This is a genomic window from Synechococcus sp., from assembly GCF_982614295.1.
In genome coordinates, this window is the sequence record NZ_CEXBMR010000001.1 from 59,476 (window position 1) to 76,636 (window position 17,161).

A 17,161-nucleotide genomic window follows, 5' to 3' on the forward strand; every position below is an offset into this window, starting at 1 on the left:
AATTGATCTTCTAAACGACTTAAATCTGCAGATGTTGGCAACCATACTAATTCGCTCCGTAAACAATCAGATAGAAACGAAATACTGCGATTTGAGTTGAGTACCTGTTGCAAATCAGCCAGTGTAATCAAACCCTTTACCCAACCTGATTGCTCCACAAGTAGACAGTGGCCACGGGCATCAAGCAACATTCCTAAAGCGGTTGCAGGTGCAAGATCTGCTGGAAGAACCAATGGCGCCTCTTGCTCTAATGCATCCAATACAGGTAATTGTTGCAATTGAGTTCTGCGTTGCTCTTCCGCGGGATCAGGGCCCAGTAAACCTGGATCAGCCAAACCCTGCCAACGCTCCACCAGCAATGCGCTCAAACCAGTTGCTGCCATCAGTGGCAAAACAATCCTGATATCGCGGGTTAGCTCAAATAACAACAGCAACGCCGTTAACGGTGCTCGCGCCGCCCCGGCTAGTACAGCTGCCATACCAACCATGGCATAAGCAGGCGCTTCTGCTACAGGTAAACCAAATCCCCCATCTCCGAGAAGTTGCCCATAAAAATTTCCAAGTACTGCTCCTAAAAATAAGGATGGTGCAAATCCACCCCCTATAAATCCGGTGGCATTACTAATAGCGGAAGCTAGTAATTTAACTAATAATAAGCCAAGCAAAGTGAGCAAACTAATGCCACCGCCAGAACCTAAAAGAGATTCAATTGTGTCGTAACCAACCCCTAACACCTGTGGAAAGCCAAGCGCTAATAAACCAACGGCTAAACCGCCCGCACCAGTTAATAACCAAGGGGGCATTTTCCCTAACTGAACTTGCACAAATTCACTACGACCAAGCGCTAATAAACGCACCAAACCCAAAGACACAAAACTAGCTAATAAGCCCAAGCCTAAATATAAAGGTAGTTCTAATGGGGATCTAACTTCGTAGGCAGGCAATCGCAAAATCGGCGTATCACCAAGACCCAATTGCGTAACTAAAGTAGAACAAACTGCTGCTACGAGCACTGCCCGCAAACTGGGCCTGCCTGGGATTGTGCTGTAGGCGCCTTCATAAGCCAAAAACACCCCTGCAATAGGCGCCCGAAAACCTGCAGCTAAACCAGCGGCAACTCCTGCACCCACAAGCGCTTTGAGGGAATCAGGGGGTAAGCCGGCCCGCTTGCCAAGCCATAAACCGATATTGCCGCCACCTTCAACACTCGGACCCTCTGGCCCAAGGGAAGCTCCACTGCCAAGACTGATAGAGGCACCCAGCAATCGTGCAAAAGGCAAGCGTGGCTCTGCCTGCATGCGGCCATCAGCCATCGCCATCAAACTGGGCAAACTAGGGCCGAGATCTTTTGTGATTAGCCTTAATAATCCAACTAATACGCCCCCAAGCAGTGGCCCTAACACCACCGGCCAACTGCTCAACCAAGCTGGTGGCATTGGTATCGGGGCAATACAGGTTCCGGAGGCAGCGCCACTGGAGGAGATAAAACTCCCAAACCGCCAAGGCCAATTTGCAACAAGGATTGCAATGGAGTGGAGGTAGCCGCCGGTGGTGGGGGAGGCAACAGCTCAGGCAACACCGGGTGCGGGCCAACCGCATCGATTACAAAAGCAACAAAAGGGCCATAAATTAAATTATTTATAAAGCCAAGTAAATAATGAAAACCAACAATTGCAAAACCAGTTGATAAACCAACTAAAGCCGCCCACGCTAATAACCCCCATTGGAATGGAGCCGCAGTAGCTTCAGCTTTGGGATCTAACATTCGCAAATATCTCCTGGAGTATCTCTCCAGCACCCTGGCTACGTAATTTTTCAGCTAAGGCAATTCCTATTGATTCAGGATCAGATTCAGGCCCACTTGCCTGATCGCGAATCAAGCGCAATCCATCAAGGCTGGCCACCATGCCGGTGAGATGCAGATTACCGTTTTCAAAACTTGAATTCACTCCAATTGGAACCTGGCAGCCCCCTTCAAGGTTGCGTAGAAATGAGCGTTCGGCTAAACAGCGCAACGCGGTTGAACGATGCTCAAGCACTTTGATTAGTGTCAATACGTCTGGATCTGCAACGCGACATTCGATCCCTAGAGCGCCCTGACCGACTGCATGAAGCGAAATATTTGGATCGATAAGTTCATGAATGCGATTACTAAGACCCAAACGCCCTAAACCGGCGGCAGCCAATATTAGACAGTCATAATCACCAGAATCTAACTTTTCCAAACGTGTAATCACATTACCTCTTACGTCTTTAAAAAGAAGGTGAGGATAGTGATATTTTAATTGGGCTAAACGTCTTAATGAACTAGTTCCTACCACTGCACCTGCTGGCAAGCTAGCGAGGTTTTTATCCTGATGGCGTGCATGAACTACCAAAGCATCTGCAGGATCTTCCCGTTCAGTTACACAACCAAGCATCAAGCCATCGGGTAAGTTAGTTGGTAAATCCTTAAGACTATGGACGGCAATATCTGCTTGATTAACTAACATTTGAGCCTCTAATTCTTTTGTGAAAAGGCCCTTATCACCAATTTTAGCTAGTGCAACATCTAATATTTTATCGCCTTGAGTTGCCATCGCTTCAATGCTGATCTCTAGGCCTGGATGGGCTAGGAGCAACTGATCTCGCACCCATTCGGTTTGCACCATCGCAAGCTGACTGCGGCGGGAAGCGATTCTTAGGATGGTTGTGGTCATTTGTGCGCTGGTTAACTGTGCGGTGGTTAGTTGAAACTATTGAAAAGCCTACTTAGTAGACAATAAAACATTCGAGCTACTTGAAGAAATCAAGGGGTAAAGGCCCCCAGGTATCTTCTGCCGCGGGGTTGGAAGGGGCTTGGCCACTGATTAACAAACCCTCACCCAGGCCTTCTTCAAAACGCAGCATCAACTTTCCGGTGCGTTGATTACCTTTAAGGAAAACTGGCCCCTGGGGCAATGGGCTCGAATCCTGGAATTGGAGCGGAAGCCAATTCCAAAATGCCTCCATTTGACGCAAACTAATAAGTGCATCATTTGCAGTGGGCGCCATTACTCCAATGGTGAACCAATCGCACGCCGCGATGCGCTGCTTTAAATCAGTTGCAAGTTGTTGCTTTTCTTGCTGGGATAAAATTGGAGCGGATCGCAAGCCCCTGAGATCTTCTAAAATCACAATAATAATGTTATTTAATATACTCTTTTAATATGCCATTACGGTTGGGATGGCGCAATTTACGTAAAGCTTTTGCCTCTATTTGGCGAATGCGTTCACGTGTTACATCAAATATTTGTCCTATTTCTTCTAGTGTTTTCATCCTGCCATCATCTAGGCCGTAGCGCAAACGCAATACATCGCGTTCTCTAGGGCTAAGAGTTGCAAGTACACCCTCAAGATCTTCCCTAAGTAAGTTCTTTGCAACATCTTGATCAGGATTTTCGATATCAGCTTCGATAAAATCACCAAGTCGTGAATCTTCCTCCTTTCCAATTGGGGTTTCCAAAGAGATCGGAAGCTGAGCTGATTTAGCAATAAATCGCAACTTCTCAATGGTCATTTCCATTGATTCGGCGATCTCTTCTTCAGTGGGCTTACGGCCAAATTCCTGGCTAAGTATTTTTGTTGTTTTCTTAATCCGTGAGATTGTTTCGTATAGATGAACTGGCAAGCGAATTGTACGGCTTTGATCAGCGATAGCCCTAGTGATTGCTTGACGAATCCACCAAGTGGCGTATGTGGAGAATTTATAACCTTTTTCGTGGTCAAACTTTTCAGCTGCTCTAATCAAACCAAGACTGCCTTCCTGGATTAGATCTTGAAAAGATAAACCACGATTCATATATTTTTTAGCAATAGATACAACTAATCGGAGATTAGATTGCACCATTTTTTCCTTTGCCCGCCTGCCAAGCATTAAACGACGGCGGAATTTAATCAAAGGCATTTCAACTAATGCTGCCCATTCTTTATTGTCAGGATAATGACCATTATCCTCTTCGAATTGGTTAGCTAATTCCTCTAGTTGTAGTAAATCTGCAATTTTACGCGCCAATTCAATTTCTTCGTCTGCTCGGAGTAAGCGGATGCGGCCTATCTCTTGTAGATAAACCCTTATTGAATCCTCTGTATAAACTCCTTTAGGTCCGATTTTAATACTTGCGGCCTTTGCAGAGCCCTTAATTTCTTTTGAATCTGATGAAAGCGCATTGGCCATCTCCTGTAACTCTTCGGCGCTCACTTCGATGGTGGGTTCATTATCAGATAAAGCTTTTGACGCGCTTTTAGAGGCAGTCTTTACAGAGCTGGTGGCTATTTTTTTCGAAGATGGTTTAACTGAAGTTTTTGTAGTGGTTTTTGGAGCTGTTTTAGTTGTTGTTTTTAGGGTAGTTTTGGTATTTTTTGTGGCTGGCTTAGTAGCAGATTCTGCTTTTGGCTTTGCAACAGCTTTTGGCTTTGCGGCAGTTTCTGCCTTTGGCTTTGTCGCAGCTTTGGGTTTTGTAACAGCCTTTGGCTTAGTAGCAGTTTCTGCCTTTGGCTTTGTCGCAGCTTTTGGTTTTGCAACAGTTTCAAGTTTGGGCTTTGCTACAGCCTTTGCTTTTGCCGCAGTTTCTACTGTTGTTTTTGCAGCAACCTTTGTTTTGGCAGCAACTTTTGGCTTTGCAGCAGCCTTAACTGTGGTGGTTTTTTCTGAGGTTTTTGCCTTAACAGCAACTTTTTTTACAAGCTTTTCAGCCTTAGGCATAATTTCCGCAACTGCGGGAATTTCCAGCTCCAAAGGGGCCAAGGATTCAGAAACGGCAGTAGCAGTCATGCGAACAAAAATGCAAACAGGGGATGCAAACAAATGCATGCCTCAACCTGAATGATCAGACCAAGGCAATAAATTTCTACAGAAATTCCGCCATACTTAACTGGCGAAAGGGTTTAGCAGGGTTGTCAGGGGTGATCGCAGACCCGAAGCAAGCTTCCCAAGGTCTACCCGCTGGCTGAAGCTCCGCTGTGCTCCAGGAGCTGCTGAACAGCCCAACAAAATTATCTTAAGAAAAGATCAGAAGATCGGCAAGTAATCAATAAGTGGGTTTGGATAAGAGGTTGGGGTTTTAAAAACGGCAAATACCTAGTGGGCGGGAATTTAACGGCTGTAAGTGTGTGGGTGGAAGCGGGTAGAGAAGGCTTACTTCTCAGCTACAGCAATGGCTCTGGCATGGTCTTGGAAGTTGGTGATTTGGTAAGGGTGAAATTACGTGGAAAACTTCACAATGGGTTAGTAAATGAAACAAATGCGGCAATTCCCGAGGGCATCAGCCTTGAACCTGTACTGGAGCGACTCGAACCTGCGGCAATAAACGAAAAATGGCAGAAGTTACTTATTGCAGTGGCTAATCAATGCCATACAGCCCCTTTTCAGGTGCTTAAAACCGCCTTACCCAATGGCTGGTTAGGCAAGAAACAACAGGCTGCTGGTTTGGGTCGTAAGCAACTTGTAGCCAGGGCGATTCCAAAGCATGAACATAGTTTTCTAAACCTTGCCACTTCAACTTCTAAAACTTCAACTTCTAAACCTTCAACGGCACTAACTGCAAAGCAGCAACTTTTGCTCGAACTCTTGCGGCAACAAGGGCCCAAGCCGGTTCAAGAGCTTGTTCTCAATGGGTACAGCCGTTCGCTACTGAAACTGCTTGAGGCAAAGGCATTAGTTGAATTAAGCAATCAAACAAAACCGCCCCAGGGCTGGCCTTCTAGTCCGGCAAGAAACCTTGAAATTCCGCCAAATCTCAATCCAGATCAAGCCAATGTGCTGCAGCTCTTCCAGGATCAGCGCGAGCAAAAAGAATGGCTGCTTTGGGGAGTAACCGGTTCCGGTAAAACTGAGATCTATCTGCGTTGTTGCATTCCTGAACTGGAAGTCGGCAGGAGCGTGTTAATGCTTACGCCAGAAATTGGTTTAATCCCCCAATTACTGGAACGCTGCCAAAGGCGATTTGGTAATGCTGTAGTTCCTTATCACTCAGCATTAAGCGAAGGAGAGCGTTTGGCCACCTGGCGTTATTGCCGTTCGGGTAGTCCTTGCGTAGTGGTGGGAACCCGCTCAGCAATATTTTTGCCATTACCAAAACTTGGCTTGATCGTGCTTGATGAGGAACACGACAGTTCCTATAAACAAGAAGCGCCAATGCCCTGTTATCACACCCGTGATGTGGCTCGCTTAAGGCAGCAGCAGGAGGGTTGCAAGATCCTTTTAGGTAGTGCCACCCCATGCCTTGAAACCTGGCTCGCCTGCCAAAAGCCAAATAACAGCATTGGCTTACTGCGCTTACCTCAACGCATTGCAGCAAGGCCACTACCTCCAGTGCGAGTTGTGGATATGCGGCAGGAACTTGCAGATGGCAATCGACAGCTTTTAAGTAGGCCTCTTCTGGAGCGACTCAGTGGATTGGCTAAACGTAAACAACAGGCGGTAGTTCTGGTACCAAGACGCGGCTACAGCACTTTTTTAAGCTGTCGGAGTTGCGGGCAAGCAGTTACGTGCCCCCATTGCGATGTTTCTTTAACAGTGCATCGCAATTCCGATGGCCACAGCTGGCTGCGTTGTCATTGGTGCGACCACAGAGACGAAATAGCTACTAATTGCGGACAATGCGGTTCCACCGCTTTTAAGCCATTTGGGGCTGGCACCCAAAAAGTGCTGGAGCAGCTTGAGCTTGAACTTGAGGGAATACGTCTTTTACGTTTTGACAGAGACAGCACCAGAGGTCGTGATGGACATAAGCAACTTTTGGAGCGTTTTGCCGCTGGGGAAGCAGACGTTCTAGTTGGTACTCAAATGCTGGCAAAGGGAATGGACTTACCCAAAGTGACCTTGGCGGCAGTGTTAGCAGCCGATGGATTACTGCATCGCCCCGATCTAAGGGCCGCAGAACAAAGCTTGCAACTACTACTGCAATTGGCAGGGCGGGCCGGCAGAGGCGAACAACCTGGAGAGGTTTTGGTCCAAACCTACGACCCAGATCATCGTGTAATCCAACACTTGATTGCAGGCAGTTACGCTGAATTTTTAGAAGAGGAAGCGGCCGTTAGGCGAATAGCTCGCCTCGCGCCCTACAGCCGGGCCTGTTTGCTCAGATTTGCCGGCCCGCAGGCCAGCCTCACCGCCAGTGCCGCCGCTACTTTGCTGAACCATGTAGCCAATCTGCTAAGGGAAGCTGATTGGCTTGCGATTGGCCCGGCCCCTGCTCCACGGGCCCGAGTAGCTGGCTTAAGCCGCTGGCAACTTTTACTGCAAGGCCCTCCCGCCAGCCCAATCCCGCTGCCATCTGAACAAATCCTTAGACGATTATTACCAAAAGGAGTTCATCTAGCTATTGATCCCGACCCAATGGAGCTTTAGAGCTCAAATTTTGCAGTAGCAAGCTCAGCGCCAACAACAAGGAAATTAATATCGCCCCTAGACCCAAACCACTCCAACGCCAGCAAGAATAAGCAAAGCTATTTAGTTCACCTGGCAACAGCTGCCAATCCAACGTTGTTGAGTTTTCTTGTTGCACCGCAAGCGGCACTGCCAACTGAACAGCTTTGAGGGCCAAGGGTTTTAGATGTAGATGTAAAGACAAACCAGCCACTGGATCTAAATCATTTAGATCCCATTCCAAATTGAGCTGTTGTTGCGCCCCAATTAACCAGTTGCGTTCTTGCCACTGCAATTTTGGTGCTTGCACAGCGATGCCATAACGCTCTTCAAAGCTCTTCAGCTCAGCTTCAATTTGAGGCCCCAATTCCTGCAGCCTGATAACACTGCTGCGGCTGGAGTGTTGGCGCTCCCACTGCTGCTGAAACTGAAGCCTGCCAGGTCCGTGAAATTCAATAGTGCCATCAACCCTCACGCAACCAGACAATAAAAATGTAATGAAAACTAGAAAGAGACCAGCAACCAAGGCAAACCCGAGTGGCGCTCTGGTGCGACCCACAGGTGGTGCAGGGGGAGACTCTGTTTTACAAACAGGCTTTTTATTTGGCTTATTAACCCCTTTAGCTAATCCTTCAAGGGGCGGGCTATCACCGAGGCTGGGTAATTCAATGCACCATTCCTTCGGACGCTGCAATACCGGAGCTTCAATGATTGCCAATACAGCTTGGGCCTGGCGGCGTTGTTCACTCCCACCCATTAAAAACACCTCGCGGCAACAGGCAACTGCACTTGCTTGATCGTTTAAACCTTGATAAGCGGTGGCGAGCCAGAGCCTTAATTCGCTTCCTTCATTGCAAGATGCAGGCAATTGCGCTTTCAGTGGCAACAGCAAATCAACCACTTTGCGATATTCGCCGCAAGCAAGGGCAGTGCGCGCTTCAGGGTGCATTTGCCTTAACCCATACTGCTGCCTACCACCATCGTGCCAATTCCTTCTTTAGTAAAAATTTCAAGTAAAAGGGCATGGGGTACACGTCCATCAACGATGTGAGCAGCTCTAACCCCCTGCGCTAAAGCGCGAATGCAGCATTCAGTTTTTGGCACCATCCCACCAGCAACTACCCCAGTGGAAATAAGTTCTCTCGCTTCGGCCAAACTGCTATGGCGTATTAAAGAACCTTGATCATTGCGATCTCGCAAAATACCTTGGGTATCGGTGAGAAGTATGAGTTTTTCAGCATCAAGAGCGGCTGCTAATTCGCCGGCAACTGTATCTGCATTGATGTTGTAAGACTGACCTTCGCAATTTGGAGCAACGCTAGAAATTACAGGGATGTATCCCAAATCTAAAAGGGGAATAATCACAGCAGGATCCACCCTCGCCACATCACCCACCAAACCAAGGGAACCATCACCATGAGTTCGTGCCCTTACGAGGTCGCCATCAGCGCCGCTTAAACCCACAGCCTTTCCGCCAACTTGGTTTAAACCATTAACTATCTGCTTATTAACCCTGCCCACCAAAACCATCTCCACCACATCCATTGTGGCGGGATCCGTAACACGCAAACCCTCTTGAAACACTGCTTCAATTTCTAAGCGTTTTAACCATTGATTTATCTCTGGCCCGCCCCCATGAACTACTACGGGGCGCACGCCAACACTTGCTAGAAGCGCGATATCACGAAAAACCGCCTCACGAAGGTGTTGTTCCACCATCGCGGCACCGCCGTATTTAATAACTACCCTGCGGCCACTGAAACGTTGAATAAAAGGCAGTGCTTCACTCAGCACCTCCACCCGCAGGGCATCGTGGCTGGAAATCTGCGGATCTATTGGCATGGCTGAATGAAACAGATACTTAAGGCCCCGGGTCCCTCATCCTCCAAACGCGCCTCCAGGCCAGGCCCAAAAAATCTGCCAAGCCTTCCTTCTAAGGCCTGCCAGCGCTCCCTAGGCACTGAGTTCAAACTAACTCGTAGCCGCAAGGCGTAACGACCTTCATAGCTGTATTCCTCAATGGTTTCAATCTGGGGTGGGTTGTCGTCATCCCAAAGCTTGAGGGCTTCTAGGGAACTTTCCAAATGGGCTTTTTGGCCGTAACGCCAACGCACAACATCCTTAAGCAACTTCAGTTGGCCCTCGGTGGCGCTGGATTCCCTCAGTTCCTTGCATTGAGCCGCAGGTGTAATCCGGCGCACAGGGGGCAGTTCTGATGATTTAAGAGCGAGGCCCCCAAGAAAAATTGGAATGCCGTAAAAAATCGTTGGCAAACTCAAATTGGGGGCGTCTGTGGCGTACGCCACAGAACCAATAACCGTGAGAACCGAACCCAATACGGTTAGAACTGAACCAGGTGAGAAAAGACCTTGCATTTCGCTATCCTCTCTCAAAGCCCTACAAAGTGCGGGAGTTTATTTAAAAAATGAGCAGTATTGATATGGCTAATGAATGCAATGGTGCTACAGAACTGATCCAGGTCCTTGAGCAGGATCGCAGTTGGTTGCTAAGAGAACTCGATGCCGGCAAGTGGCCTGAATTGCGCCTGGATTTAGCGGCCCTAGAGAGGGAACTGGGTCAGCTATTGGAGCTGGCATCTGAAAAATCAAAGCCAAATTAATTTTTTAAGCCTCAGGCTTGGCTTAAAAAGGAATTTCGTCTTCTGGAAGATCAACTAGCGGGCCAGTATTCCAACTTGGTGCATCTGATGGGCGCGCAGCTGGTGTAGTTACCTTGGCTGGTGCCGATACAGGAATAGGAGCAGCAGGTATGGCTGCAACTGGGGAGGGTGAAACTGCAGATGAAACAGAAGACGCCCCCAAAGGATGCAACCGAGAAAGTGTGAATTCCACTTTTTTCTCTTTCACTCCATCAGGGCGGGCCACCGTATTCATCCGCAAGCGACCCTCTACAACTAAGCGTTGACCAACCACTACGCGATTCTGCAGATCTTGGGCCAAGCTGCCAAAACCCACCACTTTCAGTTCACCAGCGGGGTCTTCAGGTCGTAATCCCTCAAGCCGCACTGACATTTCAGCGATCGGAGTTTGGTTGTCTTGGGTGTATCTGATTTTTGGAGCTTCCAGCACTTCCACTTCCAGCAGGCATTGATTCACAACAAAAACGCAACCGTGGCTTTTATTCTCCCCCAATTAGGTACCAACCACCAGCGGCTCTGGCTACTAAGTGGTACCGGCGAAGGGCCGTTTCTCGCCACCAGCCTGCTGGAAAAGGGGTGGCATTTGAGGGTGAGTGTGGTTTCAGAAGCTGCAGCAAGGGTTTATCCGAGCCATCCGCGCCTTGAAATAAAGATCGGGGCATTAGGTGCCGGGGGAAAATTGAAGGCTGCCATAAGTTCTTGGCCTTGCCGCTGGGTAATAGATGCCACCCACCCTTTTGCTCGCCAAATCCATCGCGATTTAGATCAAGTCTGCGCTGATTTGCAACAGCCAATGCTGCACTACTGGCGGCCAGAGCTGGCTCCAGGAAAGGCCAAGCTTCTGCCAAATCTTGCCGCCCTAAACAATGAAGCTTTGGAGGGGAAGGTATTACTCCTAGCCCTTGGGGCCAGGGAATTGAGCAAAGCATTGCAGCACAGCAGAGCTAGCGATCACTGCGTGCGCCTATTGCCAAGCCCTGAAGCATTGAAAACTGCCCTCAAGCTTGGCTTATCAGCTGAAAAAATCGCTTGCCTCAGGCCCCACCAAAGCAAATGGTCAGTGGAAGCAGCCCTATGTCGTCAATGGGGTTGCGATGTGGTGCTCACCCGGCAATCGGGGGGGAACAATGAAGCCCATTGGCATGAACTTTGTGATGCCTTAAATCTGCAATTGTTTTTGCTCTCCCGCCCCCCAGGCGTTGGGCTTGCGGCAAAGGAATTACTACAACAAATAGGGTCAGTGAATTTAAAATAGTTAAAATTTGCAGGATTATAATTATTTAAAAGAAGCGAGATGATATTCAATTAAATCCTTTAGATCAACCTGCGATCGAGGGCCCATTTGGGTAACAATCTGGGCAGCACAAATCGAACCAGCATGGCCGCAACGTTTTGGATCCCAGCCTTGGCTGTAGCCATAAAGGAAGCCAGCGGCATAGCAATCGCCAGCACCAGTGGTATCAAGTAAATCTCCCAATTGGTAAGCAGGAATCACAAGGGTGGCATCTCCTGCTAGCACCAAAGAACCTTGGGAGCTTCGGGTTAGGCAGGCAAGTTTGCAATGACCTCTCACCAAATCAGTGGCTTGTTCAAATGAATCAGTTAAATAAAGGCTTTTAATTTCATCTTCATTAGCAAACAAAATATCAACATGACCCTCCACAAGCTCTTGGAAACTTGTTCTATGGCGATCAACACAGAAAGGATCTGAAAGACTAAGAGCAACTTCTCCTCCATGGGCTTTCACTTCAGCTGCAGCAGCTAAAAATGCTTTTTTTGCTGCTTCGGCATCCCACAAATATCCTTCTAAATACAACACTCTGGTTTGCCGCACCATCGAAAGATCTAAATCATTTGGATCTAGAGCAATCGAAGCCCCTAAAAATGTACCCATGGTGCGTTGCGCATCAGGGGTTACAAAAATCATGCAGCGCGCAGTGGCAGCACCAACTTCAGCGGCAGGGGTATCAAAACTGGCGCCGGTGGCCCTTAAATCATGCGCAAATATTTCCCCCAACTGATCGTTGCGAACCCGGCCAATAAAACCTGCCCTACCTCCCAATTGAGCAACGGCTGCGATTGTGTTTGCAGCAGAACCTCCGGAGCTTTCAATCCCTGAGCCCATGGATTTGTAAAGCTCTTCCGCCTCGACTTGATTGAGAAGGGCCATGGTGCCTTTCTTCAGGCCTTGTTCAATAAGAAATTGCTCGCTGGTCTGGGATAAAACATCAACGATTGCATTACCGATGGCAACCACATCAAAACGAGGGGATGTCATGCGCTTAATAGTGCTCGTTTAGGACCGTGGATGGGGTCTTCCACAACGATGGTTTGATCGCGGCTTGCTCCAAGCGAAACGATGGCGATTGGCACCTCCATTAATTCAGCTAGAAAACGCAGATAAGCCATAGCTGTGGGGGGCAACTCATCTAAACGGCGACAATCAGCCGTTGATGTTTGCCAACCAGGCAAGGTTTCATAAATTGGCTGACAGCGAGCAAAATCACCAGAACTGCTGGGGAAATGCATAATTCGCTCTCCATCCAGTTCATAAGCAACACAAACCTGAATTTGATCAAGCTCATCGAGCACATCCAACTTGGTAATCGCTAAACAATCGATTCCATTAACCTCCACCGCATACCTACCGATCACACCATCAAACCAGCCACAGCGGCGGCGGCGGCCAGTGGTGGTGCCGTATTCCCCACCGCGATCGCAAAGGTGATCAGACAAGCTTCCTTCTAATTCGGTAGGGAAAGGCCCTTCACCCACCCTGGTGGTGTAGGCCTTGGCGACGCCAATTACACGATCGATCAGTGTTGGACCCACTCCAGCACCAATGCAAGCGCCACCGGCCACCGGGTTTGAGGAAGTTACGTAGGGATAAGTGCCGTGATCTAAATCGAGCAGGGTTCCTTGGGCCCCTTCAAACAAAATATTTTTACGGGCCTTTGCCGCTCCGTGGATGCTACGAATGCAATCCACCACGTGGGGCGCCAACCTACGGCCATAGGCTGCATACTCCGCAATTACTTCATTTGCATCTAAAGGTTCAATGCCGTGAATCCGCTCCAATAGCAAATTTTTAGTTTTGATCGGCACTTCTAGGCGTTCACGCAGATGGGCCTCATCGAGCAGATCAATAACCCGAATGCCGTTGCGTTCAGCTTTATCTGAATACGTGGGGCCGATGCCGCGTCCGGTTGTACCAATACGTCCATTACCCCTTTGCACTTCAATCGCCTTATCCAGCAGGCGGTGGTAAGGCATGGTTACGTGGGCTGTAGAAGCCAGCTTTAAACCACTGGCATCAATGCCATTGCCGGCGAGCATCTCGAGCTCCCCAAGCAACACCTTTGGATCCACAACAGTGCCAGCGCCAATAAGGCACATGGTGTTTGGGTAAAGAATTCCTGATGGAATTAGGTGCAATTTGAGCACCTTTCCGTCTACAACAATCGTGTGACCAGCATTTACGCCCCCTTGATAACGCACCACCACATCGGCGGAACGGCTAAGCAAATCGGTAATTTTCCCTTTGCCTTCATCTCCCCACTGTGCCCCTATAACTACTACGTTTGCCAATGCACGGGCGGCACGGGGCCGCTTCTCTGAACAATCCGAAAGCTTCTCAGATCAAGGTGCCATGAGTCAAAGAAAATAATGGGGGCAATGGGCAAATTGCTTAAGAACCCCTGGTAACACTGATTTCTGCTTGATGTAATTCTTTATCAATCCGCTTTACCAATGCTTCTGGTAAAGGTCTATTGGCATAACTTGCGTAGTGGCCGGCGAGGGAATTCAAGGCTGTTTGCATCGTTGTGAAAGAAGCCAAGCCGTTCACTGAACTATTTGGGCGATAAAGAGCCACATAACTGTTGATTAAAGATCTTGCTTCCTTTTGCTGATTAGCCCTTTCAGGACCTTCAGCAGGGGTGGAGATAGTAGTTAATAGAGCTTCAGCTACTGCGACAGTGTCATCTGCATAGGAACCGGTGAGACCCGAGGCGGATTCACCACAAGCACTGAGGCCAAAAACCAAGCTAGTAATCAGCAGCAAGGCAAGCAATTGTTTGGTGAATTGCTTGTAGAACGGATTGAGGAGTGTTTGCAGCATTTTGATCAACATCGTTCCCCGGTTATTGCACTACTTTAAATGCTGCGCCAGCGAGGGGGCATTTTTGCAACTCCGCAATGGCTTTGAGAAAGCTGCCGCAACCAAACCGGAGGCAATGGCCCTTCAACACCCGACCAGCTGCGCTCCAAAGAAGAATCACGCCGATCAAGGCCTAGCAGGGGGTCTTGGCGACGCAGATTTATTAAACTGATAAGCCCGCTGCTGGGCTGAGCGGCATCGCATTCCAATTGAACCTCCAGGCTGATCTGTTCGCCACCGGGATTACTAATACGAAGCGGCAACTGCCAAAAACTACGGCTTGAGCTGAACTTGGTTTGTGTTTTGTTGTTACCAAGCCACACCTCTCGGCTGCCAAGCTGAGCCACTTTCTGCCCTGCAAATTGCTGCTGGCAAGAAGAAATACAAACCAACATTGAAACTATCCCGGCTAGCGAAAATAGCTTCATACAGATCCAGCCCGTTGAGCAATCAAACGCTCCAGCAGCCAGCTCACTAAAGATTGGGCCTCCCCTTCCTGCTTGTTGCCACTGCAGCGCTCCACCAACTCCACCGCACCAGTTGAGGCCCCTCTGCCAATCACCATTCGCCAGGGAATCCCCAATAGTTCTGCATCCTTAAATTTCACACCCGCCCTTTCATTGCGATCATCCAACAACACATCAACTCCTGCTTTAAGGAATTGTTCGTAGAGGTTTTCGGCCAATTGCACCTGTTGCGAATCTTGGGCACTGGCAATAACAAGCACCAACTCAAAGGGTGCAATTGGCACAGGCCAGATGATTCCAGCGCCGTCGTGATGTTGTTCAACAGCCGCTTGGGCCAATCGCGACACCCCGATGCCGTAACAACCCATCCATAAAGCTTCTTCCTGCCCCTGTTCATTAGTGAATCGGGCCTCAAGTGCTTCGGAATATTTACGACCCAATTGAAAAATATGCCCCACCTCAATGCCCCGAGTGGCCTGCAAAATTTGGCTTGGATCATGCAAGCAACGGTCGCCAGCCTGAGCTGAACGCAAATCATGCACCTCTGGTAGTGGCATGGTGCTCGAATTCCATTCCGCCCCCACCAAATGTTGATCTAAACGATTGGCACCACAAACAAACCTCACTAACTCAGCAGCACTTTTATCGGCGTAGCGCAGAAAATTTGGTGCTAAGGATGAGCCATCTAATTTACTGCCAATCAGCACATTATCTGACAACTGAGGACCCACATAACCAAAGGGAATTAAACTGGCATCAGCAAGAGATGCAATATCTAGTGGATTGATTTGCAACAAGCTACCCCACTTAGTTGCATGGGCCCTTGTGAGTAAATTACTTAATTTCACATCATTTAATTGTTGATCACCCCGCAGGCTTAGTAGTAATGGTTGCAAATGTCCGCTGCTAAAACGGGCCACTAGCAACAACACTTTCACGGTTTGGTTTGGTTCAAACCCATTGCTGGAACAGATGCTTTCAATACTGGTTTGCCCGGGAGTATCAAGAAATCGACATTCAGCTTCAGGCAGAAGCTCAGCTTCTGGTGCAAGCGATTGGGCTTTTTCTTGATTAGCGGCATAGCTGTTGTCGGGGCTCATCAAGATCAGATCTTCCCCTGCAGCAGCGGAAACCATGAATTCCTTACTAGCTGAACCGCCGATGGCACCGCTATCTGCTTCCACTGCGAGCGACTGCACTCCGCATCTTGCAAAAATGCGTTTGTATGCGGCTTCCATAACTGCATAAGTGCTATCAAGATCACCGCTACTGGCATGAAATGAATAGGCATCTTTCATGATGAATTCGCGGCTGCGCATCAAGCCAAAGCGAGGACGAATTTCATCTCGAAATTTGGTTTGGATTTGATAGAGAGTGGCAGGTAATTGACGGTATGAACGCAATAGATCTGCCGCCAATGTGGTTACAACCTCTTCGTGGGTTGGGCCGAGCCCCAGGGCGCGATCTTGGCGATCACGCAAGTTGAACATGATTCCTTCACCATCTGTATAACCAGTCCAGCGGCCGCTGCGTTGCCAAAGTTCAGCCGGTTGAAGTTGCGGCAGCAGGGTTTCTAGCGCTCCGGTGGAATCCATCTCCTCTCGAACAATCGCTGAGATCTTGCGCAATACCCTCCACATCAAAGGCAGATATGCATATATGCCTGATGCCACCCGACGGATGTAACCAGCCCTTACCAAAAGGCGATGGGAGGGAATTTCAGCTTCAGCTGGATCGTCCCGCAACGTCACCAAAAGCAAACGGGAGACGCGCATGGGGAAATTAGATGCCAAATCGGAAGCTATCACCGAGCCGCGAAAGCAACAAAACAAAAGTCAATTATTTTTCGTTTTATAAGGTTCAATTCGGCACTAGACGAGCGAAAAACATCTGCTAAGGTCTGGCGAAATCCCACCTGTCTAAGAGCTGTCTCATGGTTGCCATATCTTCAGTGGCCTACGGCGTTGATAATTCAGAGGAGGTCATTGCCGCTCCTAGCAATGGCGATCAACTCACTTCAATCGACGATGTTCAGCGGGCACTTAATCGTTCAAGGGCATCTGTATACCGCTACACAAACACGGATCCACGCAACCTGAATCCTCCTTTTAACCCCCGCAAGCTAAATCCTGAATATCGCAGCGACCAAAAAGAGGCCCTGCTTTTTCATCCCAATGAAGTTGCCCGTTTTGCTCGCGATGTTTTGCGCATCAAAGAGGTAACAGTTGAAGTGCTGAATTCACCTTATTCAGCAACTCAGCAGCTCCTAGGCAGCATCCTTGAAGAGCTGCGAGATATCCGTCAACTACTCACAGAATCAACGGGCACTCCTGCTACCGAACTAAGTTCGCGACGGGATCTGAAGCGCAATGTTGCCTGATCCAAACCGAATGACTGCAGGAATCTGTTCTTGCTGCCATCATGGAATTGATCAAATCCGGCAATCGGAATTGATTGTTGTTGTTTTCTTTGTATGACTCTCGGTTTAG

Annotated in this window: 18 protein-coding genes; 4 read left to right on the plus strand and 14 right to left on the minus strand. The window is 48.7% G+C overall.

Going from position 1 to position 17,161, the window contains the following annotated elements; genetic code table 11:
• The 5 genes from AC2JC8_RS00265 to rpoD all read right to left on the minus strand — a co-directional run.
• Positions 1-1,421 (minus strand): chloride channel protein (locus AC2JC8_RS00265; protein WP_484594015.1); only part of this gene is annotated, 1,421 nt, incomplete at its 3' end.
• A complete protein-coding gene (locus AC2JC8_RS00270; RefSeq protein WP_484594016.1) occupies positions 1,418-1,765 on the minus strand; it encodes a hypothetical protein in 348 nt (115 codons plus the stop codon). The genes AC2JC8_RS00265 and AC2JC8_RS00270, both read right to left, overlap by 4 nt.
• Complete coding sequence (gene hemC / locus AC2JC8_RS00275) at positions 1,746-2,699, minus strand: hydroxymethylbilane synthase (protein ID WP_484594017.1); 954 nt, start codon at positions 2,697-2,699, stop codon at positions 1,746-1,748. Before hemC ends, AC2JC8_RS00270 begins: the two co-directional genes overlap by 20 nt.
• Before the next feature lie 76 nt (positions 2,700-2,775).
• Positions 2,776-3,156 (minus strand): DUF1824 family protein, encoded by a 381-nt coding sequence (locus AC2JC8_RS00280; protein ID WP_484400053.1) that lies wholly within the window; start codon positions 3,154-3,156, stop codon positions 2,776-2,778.
• A 10-nt stretch (positions 3,157-3,166) separates the two neighbouring features.
• On the minus strand, positions 3,167-4,792 hold the full coding sequence (gene rpoD, locus AC2JC8_RS00285; RefSeq protein ID WP_484400054.1) for an RNA polymerase sigma factor RpoD: 1,626 nt from the start codon (positions 4,790-4,792) through the stop codon (positions 3,167-3,169).
• A 309-nt stretch (positions 4,793-5,101) separates the two neighbouring features.
• Here rpoD and priA point away from each other — a divergent pair, with 309 nt between their 5' ends.
• Entirely contained in the window at positions 5,102-7,369 is a 2,268-nt protein-coding gene (gene priA, locus AC2JC8_RS00290) for a replication restart helicase PriA (protein WP_484400055.1), read from the plus strand.
• Here the strand turns inward: priA and AC2JC8_RS00295 are convergent.
• Genes AC2JC8_RS00295 through AC2JC8_RS00305 form a run of 3 tightly spaced genes read right to left on the minus strand, consistent with a single transcriptional unit; the run spans position 7,341 to position 9,762 of the window.
• Positions 7,341-8,336 (minus strand): DUF3153 domain-containing protein, encoded by a 996-nt coding sequence (locus AC2JC8_RS00295; RefSeq protein WP_484400057.1) that lies wholly within the window; start codon positions 8,334-8,336, stop codon positions 7,341-7,343. The two genes, priA and AC2JC8_RS00295, sit on opposite strands and share 29 nt — an antisense overlap.
• A gap of 5 nt (positions 8,337-8,341) precedes the next feature.
• A complete protein-coding gene (gene argB, locus AC2JC8_RS00300) occupies positions 8,342-9,229 on the minus strand; it encodes an acetylglutamate kinase (protein WP_484400058.1) in 888 nt (295 codons plus the stop codon).
• Positions 9,220-9,762, minus strand: coding sequence for a DUF2854 domain-containing protein (locus AC2JC8_RS00305; RefSeq protein WP_484400059.1), 543 nt, complete (start codon positions 9,760-9,762; stop codon positions 9,220-9,222). Before AC2JC8_RS00305 ends, argB begins: the two co-directional genes overlap by 10 nt.
• A gap of 50 nt (positions 9,763-9,812) precedes the next feature.
• Between AC2JC8_RS00305 and AC2JC8_RS00310 the strand changes: the two genes are divergently transcribed.
• Positions 9,813-10,007 (plus strand): hypothetical protein, encoded by a 195-nt coding sequence (locus AC2JC8_RS00310; RefSeq protein ID WP_255132622.1) that lies wholly within the window; start codon positions 9,813-9,815, stop codon positions 10,005-10,007.
• A gap of 22 nt (positions 10,008-10,029) precedes the next feature.
• On the opposite strand, the gene AC2JC8_RS00315 is transcribed toward AC2JC8_RS00310, so the two are convergent.
• Complete coding sequence (locus tag AC2JC8_RS00315) at positions 10,030-10,503, minus strand: single-stranded DNA-binding protein (protein ID WP_484400060.1); 474 nt, start codon at positions 10,501-10,503, stop codon at positions 10,030-10,032.
• Between the two features lie 15 nt (positions 10,504-10,518).
• Here AC2JC8_RS00315 and AC2JC8_RS00320 point away from each other — a divergent pair, with 15 nt between their 5' ends.
• Positions 10,519-11,301, plus strand: a complete 783-nt coding sequence (locus tag AC2JC8_RS00320) for a precorrin-6A/cobalt-precorrin-6A reductase (RefSeq protein ID WP_484400062.1) — start codon at positions 10,519-10,521, stop codon at positions 11,299-11,301.
• A gap of 21 nt (positions 11,302-11,322) precedes the next feature.
• Here AC2JC8_RS00320 and AC2JC8_RS00325 read toward each other — a convergent pair whose 3' ends face one another.
• The 5 genes from AC2JC8_RS00325 to AC2JC8_RS00345 form a co-directional block, all read right to left on the minus strand.
• Positions 11,323-12,324 (minus strand): adenosine kinase, encoded by a 1,002-nt coding sequence (locus tag AC2JC8_RS00325; RefSeq protein ID WP_484400063.1) that lies wholly within the window; start codon positions 12,322-12,324, stop codon positions 11,323-11,325.
• Positions 12,321-13,634 carry an adenylosuccinate synthase gene (locus AC2JC8_RS00330; protein WP_484400064.1) on the minus strand — a complete coding sequence of 438 codons (1,314 nt, stop codon included), beginning with the start codon at positions 13,632-13,634 and terminating at the stop codon, positions 12,321-12,323. Before AC2JC8_RS00330 ends, AC2JC8_RS00325 begins: the two co-directional genes overlap by 4 nt.
• 100 nt (positions 13,635-13,734) lie before the next feature.
• Entirely contained in the window at positions 13,735-14,166 is a 432-nt protein-coding gene (gene psb27, locus AC2JC8_RS00335; RefSeq protein ID WP_484400065.1) for a photosystem II protein Psb27, read from the minus strand.
• Between the two features lie 35 nt (positions 14,167-14,201).
• Positions 14,202-14,633 carry a hypothetical protein gene (locus AC2JC8_RS00340; protein ID WP_484594018.1) on the minus strand — a complete coding sequence of 144 codons (432 nt, stop codon included), beginning with the start codon at positions 14,631-14,633 and terminating at the stop codon, positions 14,202-14,204.
• Positions 14,630-16,447, minus strand: a complete 1,818-nt coding sequence (locus tag AC2JC8_RS00345) for a proline--tRNA ligase (protein ID WP_484400068.1) — start codon at positions 16,445-16,447, stop codon at positions 14,630-14,632. The genes AC2JC8_RS00340 and AC2JC8_RS00345 overlap by 4 nt, the downstream gene beginning before the upstream one ends.
• 158 nt (positions 16,448-16,605) lie before the next feature.
• Here AC2JC8_RS00345 and AC2JC8_RS00350 point away from each other — a divergent pair, with 158 nt between their 5' ends.
• Positions 16,606-17,052 (plus strand): hypothetical protein, encoded by a 447-nt coding sequence (locus AC2JC8_RS00350; protein WP_484400069.1) that lies wholly within the window; start codon positions 16,606-16,608, stop codon positions 17,050-17,052.
• Positions 17,053-17,161: the final 109 nt, after the last annotated feature.